Raw genomic sequence first — 6,823 nt, 5'->3', positions numbered from 1 at the left:
ATCAGCAGTGGCCGCCCCCGCCGGCGCAGGCGTGGGACCAGCAGCAGGCCAACCCCAGCAAGCCGGGTATCTCCAGCAGGGCGGCTACCCGCAACGGCCCGCGGGCAACGCTGCTGTGCGTGGCGCTGCAGCGCTCATCAACGGTCGTGCTCGTGCTGGTGATCCAGCACGGGGTCGCCGTCGCCTCCGCGCTCACGGAGCGGTGAGCGCCAGAACGGCCGCATGGGACGGCCGACGCGCGCGGGCGGGTCGACCGCCCGCCTCTCGTGGTTCGCGAGCAGCGGCGTGGCTCACGTATTACCCGGGATAATGCACGGAATCCCGGGTAATACGGGTACGGTCGTCCACGTGCCCGGCCCATACCCCGACTTCGACTCCGCCGACTACCAGCTGCGCTGGCCTCGCGATCTGTTCGCCCGCGAGCTTGCCGCGCTGCGCCGGGCCTGGCCGAGCGGCCAGATGGTTTCGTCCGAGGTCGAACGGATTGTGTTCCTCCTCGATGAGGCCTTCCTGGGCCAGGCTCCGTCCGATGAGTACACGCAGGCGACCAAGTCCCGCAGTTTCTCCTTCAACGACCCGTGGGGAAGCGACCCCGATCCCTGGGCCAGCCAGAAGCTCGACGGCGACGGCTACCTCGACGCCCTCGTCGAGCGGCTACCTGAGCTGCGGGAACACCACGAGCCGCGGCCGTACTGGCCCGACCGCCAACGAGCCCACCGGGGCCGGGAGGTCCCCGGTGACGAGACCACAGTGCGGCGCCGGTTCGCGCGGCTGATCGAGGAGCAGCGCGAGGCCGGCCTGTTCGGCCGCGAACTACCCCCGGACTGCGTCGATGCCGACCCGGTCGATGAGGCCGACATGCTCGAGGCCCGGCTCGGGATCCCCGGACTCTGGCCGCTGAAGCCGGAGAACTGGGACGAGGACACCTTCTACGGGCTGATCGAGGTCTTCCACGACCTCGCCGCCCGTCCGCGAGAGCGGCACTTCCACAGCTACAGCGGGTGTGGCTGGCACTACGACGTGTTCAACACCGACAGCGGCCGCGCGCTCTACCGATGGCGGATCAACCGGCTCCTCGACCGGGCCGGGGTTCAGCTGCGCCTGGCCGACACCGGTGAGGACACGGGGCGGCTTGTCCGTGTCACCGACCCTGGACGTGCAGATCTGCTGGAACGTGCGCTCACCACTCACCGGGCGGACGACGACACCGGAGTGACCGAGCGGGTCCGGCACGCCGTCTCGCTGTACCGGCGCCGCGACAGCACCGAGCACGACAAGCGCTCCGCGGTCATCGCGCTGGCGGGAATCCTCGAGGAACGCCGCGAGCTGATCCGGGCCGAGGTCGGCCGCAAAGACGAGGGCGCGCTGTTCACGCTGGCCAACGAGTTCGCGGTGCGCCACCAGCGTCGAGGCCAACAGGGCGACTACGACCCGGCCTTCCTGGACTGGATGTTCTGGTGGTACCTCGGGACCGTCGAACTCACCGAGACGATCCTGGCCCGTCAGCCGGAAGCGGGTGGACAGAGCGCATGATCGTCCGCCCTGGTGAGCCCGGCGGGGTCGAGCGAGTGCACCACGACCCCCTCGAACTCGCTGCCGAGCTCCCGCTGTCTGCGGACGAGGCTGCTTACGTCGAGGCCGCGCGGGCTCCGAACACCCTGCGCGGCTACCGGTCGGACTGGGCCGAGTTCACCGCCTGGTGCGACCGGCGAGATCGGCCGGCGCTCCCCGCAGCCGGTGACACAATCTCGCTGTACCTGACCGAACTCGCCCGACACGGTGCGAAGGTCGGCACGATGAGCCGACGGCTGTCGTCGATCAAGTTCGCCCACCAGCTGCGCGACCTTCCCGACCCGACGACCGGCGCACGCGTGGTCGCGGTGTGGGAGGGCATCCGGCGCACCCACGGCGCCCCGCCGGACCAGGCTGCGCCGCTGATGTTCCCCGAGCTCGACGACGTCCTCGCCAACTGCGCGCAGACCCGGGTCTGGAAGACCCGACCGCCCGAGCCCGACCTCGCGGGCCTGCGCGATCGCGCGTTGTTGCTCGTCGGCTTCTGCGGTGCGCTGCGACGCTCCGAGCTGGCTGCCCTGACCGTCGAGCAGATCACCGAACACCGCCGCGGTCTGGTGCTCGCACTGCCGAGGTCGAAGACCAACCAACGCGGCGAGGAGCCAGAGCTCGTCGTCCTGCCCTACGCCAACCGTCGTAGCCGCTGCCCGGTCACCGCGTTACGGGCCTGGCTCGACGCCGGCGAGATCGCCAGTGGCCCGGTGCTGCGCAAGGTCAGCCGGGGCAACCGTGTGCTCGACCGCGCTCTGCACCCTGAGTCGATCAACGACCTGGTGCATGCCGCGACCATGAGGGCCGAGCTGGTCGGCGGGCCCTACTCGGCCCACTCGCTGAGGGCCGGGTTCGTCACCTACGGCCACCTACGCGGGGCCTCCGACCGGGCCATCGCGCATCAGACCCGACACCGATCGCTGGCCACCCTCGGCGCCTACGTCCGGATCGAGACCGCGTGGGAGGACAACGCCGCAACGCAGCTCGGACTGTAAGTGGTACCCGCTCCGAGGCTCGGCGCCGTGTGGCGGTGAGCAGCCTGGTCCGCGATACTTGCCAGGGATCTCAGCCAAAGATGCGAGATTCCATCCGCTGCGCCCCAGCTTCGACGAAGTCACCTGCCGCGGCTCCGGTGAGGGCAGCAGCCCAGTAGATCGCGTGCCGGCGACGATAAGCCTCGACCTTCCCTGGGTCGTGCTCACGTAGCTCACCAGCTTCGAGCTCAACGACGACAAGGCCGTCATCGGTGCCGTCGATGCCGTCGTATAAGTCAAAGCTCGCCCCGTATCTGCTCGCCATGTCGGTGTCGACGGGGATGACGCCCAGGTCGACTGTGGGTAGGCGTGAGAGGTCGGCGAGTCGCCGTAGTTGCTCGGCCATGATCGCCTCACCTCCGAGGCGGTGCCGTAGGACGGCCTCGGTGATGACGACGCGGAATGTCCGCCCTCGCTCGTAGAGCAGTCGCTGGCGGTCGAGCCTGGACCGCACAGCGGTCGCTGTCTCGTCGGAATCGAGGCCGACGACGGTTTCGAGCAGGTAGCTCGTGTAAGCCGCGGTCTGCAGCAGGCCGGGGATGAGGCTGTTTTGGAACGAGATGATTGTCGTTGCGGAACGCTCGAGCGCTGCGTAGTCGTGTTGGTGGGTCTCCCAGCCGCGGGTGTGTAGCTGCCGCCAGGCGGCTAGTTCTGTGGTGTCGGCGGCGAGGACTTGCAGTTCGGCGCGAAGCTCATCCGGCGCGGCGGTTTCGTCGAGCCACCGATCCAGTAAGGCGCCGGGGTGGCGGGCGCCGGTTTCGACTCGGCTGATGGTCGGGGCGGACACGCCCAGCCGATCGGCCAGCTCCTTCGCGGTGAGTCGGCCTCCGGAGGGCAGCACAACGGCTCGTCGGGCTGCTCGCAGCCCGGCGCCGAGCTTCTCCCACGTTGGCACGCTCAAACAGGTCCTCCGTTGTGGTTACCGCCGGATGGCGGGGGTCGGCAGCTTCGGGGGCGGCCCGACAACCGGCACCGAGCGCTGTTGCGGGAGATCGGTCAGCTGGTACCGATCGAGCGGGGTGGTGTGGCCGGTGAGGAGCCGTCGGACTTCAAGGAATGGCTGTGGGTCCTCTGCCTGCTCAGCGCCCAGAAACCTGCCGTCGTCATCGAAGTGCTGCACGAACACGGTGGCGTCGTCGAAGAGCCAGAAGTCCGGCACGGCCCGCCATTCGGGGGCGAGCAGCGCTCGGTCGATCACGTCGACGTCCTCGCCGGCGCGCACGTTGTCCGGGTAGGCCGCGAACTCGAAGCGGGTGTAGTCAGTCAGCGGGTGGCCGACGACGCGGACACGACTGATCCGCGCCTTGCGGGCTCGGATGTCCTCGACCGTCGCGATCCAGCTGTTGTTCTCGCGAGTCTTACGGGGCAGTGGCTCACCGCGCAGGTAGGTCGCGATTCGACCCTCCTCGCCACTGACCACGTAGGTGTCGTGGCCCTCGTAGCGCCAGGCACTTTGGTGGAAGCGAGCGAACAGGTCGGCGAGTGTGGTCACGCGATCACCGAGCCTCGCACGACCACGAGGGCTTCGTCCTCGGGCACCTCGATGTCGTCGAGTCGGTCGAGATCGGCGCCGGCGACGATCACCCAGCCGTCCTGGTCCTCATCTGCGGGACCACTCCACCGGGTGCCGCCTTCGAGCTCGGCGTGGCGGTCTAGCAGCGACGCTGGGACGCGGACCTGTCCGGAGCGACCAGTCTGAAAGCCCTGCACGATCACTCCTCCCACCTCGGTCACGTATGTCGTGGGGCAGTTGCCGCCCTCGCAGTCGATCGTCGTCGCCACCGTTCGCACGTTCACGTCGCCTCCCGCAGTTACAGAATATTTCAGCCGCGGTTCGAGGTTAATGCCAGGCCTGGCCCGTGGAAACCCTCGCAGTGCCTGACATACACACGGCACGGTATAAAACTTTCTGAAACTTTCTGTTAGCGTAGTCGAGTCCCTGTGGGGCTCCGGCAGGTGTGTCACCACCTGCCGGAGCCAGCGGACCGCCAACCCTCGCTACTGCCAACCAGGAGAGACGATCCATGTGCATTCTCGTCATCGGCCTGATCAGGCGCGCTGCGGCCTGGCCCGCGCGCTACCTCGACGCCCAGGACGCTCCCGCCTACAACCGTGGCTGGACGGTCACCCAAGGCAGGTTCGGCTCGCGGACCTATCGCGACCCTCGCTGGGATCACGTCGAGGAGCTTCGCCTCCCGCACCTTTGCCCCGAGCCCGGCGCTGACGAGTCCGCCGCTGACGAGCTCACAGCCGCTACCAGCACCACACCGTGCCCCCGGGATGCGCGAGTCCTCGTCCGGCCGGCGGTGACTCGATGAACGGCCAGAACGGTGCGCGCACCGCTGCTGGCGTGCCCACCACCTCGATGAGTTCGGTAGTCGATGGGCTGGCTCACGACGTCGAGGACACCGAGGTCGTCGCTGGCCGCAGCCGCGGCCGCTACGTCGCGATGTGCGGGGCCGATGTTGCCCCGGCCGCGTTGACCGCCCCGTCTGGTCGGGTATGTCGATCGTGCGCCGCGCTGCGATGCCCGGAACTCACCGACGAGCCGGGCCAGCGGCCCGCGCGGGCTGCCCGGCGGGCGCAGTCACGCTGGTTGATGGCGTGCTCGGCGATCATGCGCACCGCGCTGGGTCATCAGGCACCGGTGTGGTCATGACCCTCGACCCGACCCCACCCGCTACCACCACCCCAGCCGCCCCAGCAGCGCTGCAGCTTCCTTTGCTGGTGTGCACCGACTGTGGCCACGTCTTCAGCCCGACCACCGCACAGATCGTCGCGCTCGGCTCGACCGGATGCCCGCGCTGCCAGGGCTCGACCTGGCTGGTGTCCCTCTCCGCTCCAGTCGCTTCTGATCCCGTTCCCGCGCCCCGCGGCCGCGACGAGGAGACCCGCCATGTCTGACCTGCTGATCAATGCCCTGCACAGGGCCGAAGGCGAGACCCCGATCAACGGTGCGCGCCGCCCCGGTGCCGCCCCCGCGGTAGTGCCGGTGGAGGACTCGGACACGACGTCCGCAACGACCCCGCCGGTCGCCCATGACGGGCTCGCGACGGGCAGCCCGTCGGCGAACGCCAAGAAGATCCGCGCGATGCGCGAAACGATCGAACTGCGCACCGCGACCGCCGGCTATCACCGCGAGCTCGCGGTCCTGCAGCGCGACCGGTCACGGCTCGACGTCCTGTCCGCCAACGAGGAGCGGCTGGAACGCCGCGCGGCGCGACGGGTCCGGGGCCTGGGCCGCCGCCATGACGTCGCCACCGCTGTCGCCACCGCCCGCCTCGACGGCCGCGAGCGCCGCGCCGAGCGACAGCTCGCCCGCGCCGACGCCGCCGACCAGGTCTGGCAGCGGCGCGCGCTGGCCCGCCGCCGGCGCCTGCTCGACCCCACCTCACGCCTGGCGTCGCTGCAGCGCACCCACGTCGGGGTCAGCCTCGTGCTGATGGCCGTCGCGATCGCCGGCATCGCGTGGACCTCGATGGGCGTGCACGACGCGCTCGTCGGCCCGGACGGCACCCCGCTGGCCTACATCGTCGAGCCGCTGTTCTCCATGCCGCTGCTGGTGATCATGACCCTGCACGCCCGCGCCGCACAGTGGGGCCGGACCTTCCCCGCACCGGAGAACCGCACCAGGATCCGGCTGCTGGAAGCCTTCCTGCTGCTGGCCACCATGACGATCAACGCCGCACCCGTGCTCCCGGTCCTCGGGACCTGGCGCAACGTCACGACCCTGCTCGCTCACCTTGCCCCACCGGTGCTGATCGTGGTCGCGATCGTCCTGCAGCCGCTGGCCGCTGCGTTCCTCGCGACCATCCTCGAGGAAGCTCACGTCGACGTCGCCGACGCGGGCTCGCACCGCCTCGCAGCCGACACCGTCGACACCCTCACCCTCGTCACCAAGGTCCGCGCCGCGATCGCGAGCGGGGAGCTGGAGCTGTGGGCGGAGACCGGTCTGCCCAGCGTCGAGGCGATCCGCCGCTACTTCGGCTGCGAGAAGCGCCGCGCCCAGGGCGTGCACGACGCGCTCAAGCTGCTGGCCGGCAACGACAGCGCCGATCCCGGCTGACCAGCGCCGAGAACCCGATGTTGCCTGTCCACCCGGTTCACCGCACACAGCACGGCAGAGGCAGGACTAGGCCTCCCGCCCCCGCCGCTAGACACAAGGGAAGGAAGCCCTCATGTCCGCGGACAAGAATGCCCGACACGTTGAGGTCAAGGCCGGTGGG

General features: G+C 69.6%; 8 protein-coding genes. 5 read left to right on the top strand and 3 right to left on the bottom strand.

All coding sequences use genetic code 11. From position 1 onward, the window contains the following. The 3 genes from PSU4_RS31665 to PSU4_RS30280 form a co-directional block, all read left to right on the top strand. The coding region (locus PSU4_RS31665) for a hypothetical protein (protein WP_186817270.1) at positions 1-206 on the top strand (206 nt) is incomplete at its 5' end. 142 nt (positions 207-348) lie between these two features. Continuing rightward, complete coding sequence (locus PSU4_RS30285) at positions 349-1,533, top strand: hypothetical protein (RefSeq protein ID WP_147116027.1); 1,185 nt, start codon at positions 349-351, stop codon at positions 1,531-1,533. Continuing rightward, positions 1,530-2,558, top strand: coding sequence for a site-specific integrase (locus PSU4_RS30280; protein ID WP_147116025.1), 1,029 nt, complete (start codon positions 1,530-1,532; stop codon positions 2,556-2,558). Before PSU4_RS30285 ends, PSU4_RS30280 begins: the two co-directional genes overlap by 4 nt. 70 nt (positions 2,559-2,628) lie before the next feature. On the opposite strand, the gene PSU4_RS30275 is transcribed toward PSU4_RS30280, so the two are convergent. The 3 genes from PSU4_RS30275 to PSU4_RS30265 are packed head-to-tail and all read right to left on the bottom strand — an operon-like array spanning position 2,629 to position 4,313. Continuing rightward, complete coding sequence (locus PSU4_RS30275; protein WP_147116028.1) at positions 2,629-3,492, bottom strand: helix-turn-helix domain-containing protein; 864 nt, start codon at positions 3,490-3,492, stop codon at positions 2,629-2,631. A 24-nt stretch (positions 3,493-3,516) separates the two neighbouring features. Next, on the bottom strand, positions 3,517-4,089 hold the full coding sequence (locus tag PSU4_RS30270; RefSeq protein WP_147116022.1) for a DUF6879 family protein: 573 nt from the start codon (positions 4,087-4,089) through the stop codon (positions 3,517-3,519). Continuing rightward, on the bottom strand, positions 4,086-4,313 hold the full coding sequence (locus tag PSU4_RS30265) for a hypothetical protein (RefSeq protein WP_147116020.1): 228 nt from the start codon (positions 4,311-4,313) through the stop codon (positions 4,086-4,088). Before PSU4_RS30265 ends, PSU4_RS30270 begins: the two co-directional genes overlap by 4 nt. Positions 4,314-4,911: 598 nt before the next feature. On the opposite strand from PSU4_RS30265, the gene PSU4_RS30260 reads away from it, so the two are divergent. After that, on the top strand, positions 4,912-5,256 hold the full coding sequence (locus tag PSU4_RS30260; protein WP_147116018.1) for a hypothetical protein: 345 nt from the start codon (positions 4,912-4,914) through the stop codon (positions 5,254-5,256). A gap of 237 nt (positions 5,257-5,493) precedes the next feature. Beyond that, the gene (locus tag PSU4_RS30255) at positions 5,494-6,663 is read left to right on the top strand and encodes a hypothetical protein (RefSeq protein ID WP_147116016.1); all 1,170 of its coding nucleotides are present in this window, start codon (positions 5,494-5,496) and stop codon (positions 6,661-6,663) included. Positions 6,664-6,823: the final 160 nt, after the last annotated feature.

The sequence above is a fragment of the Pseudonocardia sulfidoxydans NBRC 16205 genome, from assembly GCF_007989085.1.
In the GTDB taxonomy this organism is placed as follows: domain Bacteria; phylum Actinomycetota; class Actinomycetes; order Mycobacteriales; family Pseudonocardiaceae; genus Pseudonocardia; species Pseudonocardia sulfidoxydans.
This window is presented reverse-complemented; position numbering and strand designations above follow the sequence as displayed.

Coding starts and splice junctions, on each gene's coding strand:
- PSU4_RS30280 (WP_147116025.1), top strand. CDS start 1,530: ATGATCGTCCGCCCTGGTGAGCCCGGCGGGGTCGAGCGAGTGCACCAC.
- PSU4_RS30260 (WP_147116018.1), top strand. CDS start 4,912: ATGAACGGCCAGAACGGTGCGCGCACCGCTGCTGGCGTGCCCACCACC.
- PSU4_RS30255 (WP_147116016.1), top strand. CDS start 5,494: ATGTCTGACCTGCTGATCAATGCCCTGCACAGGGCCGAAGGCGAGACC.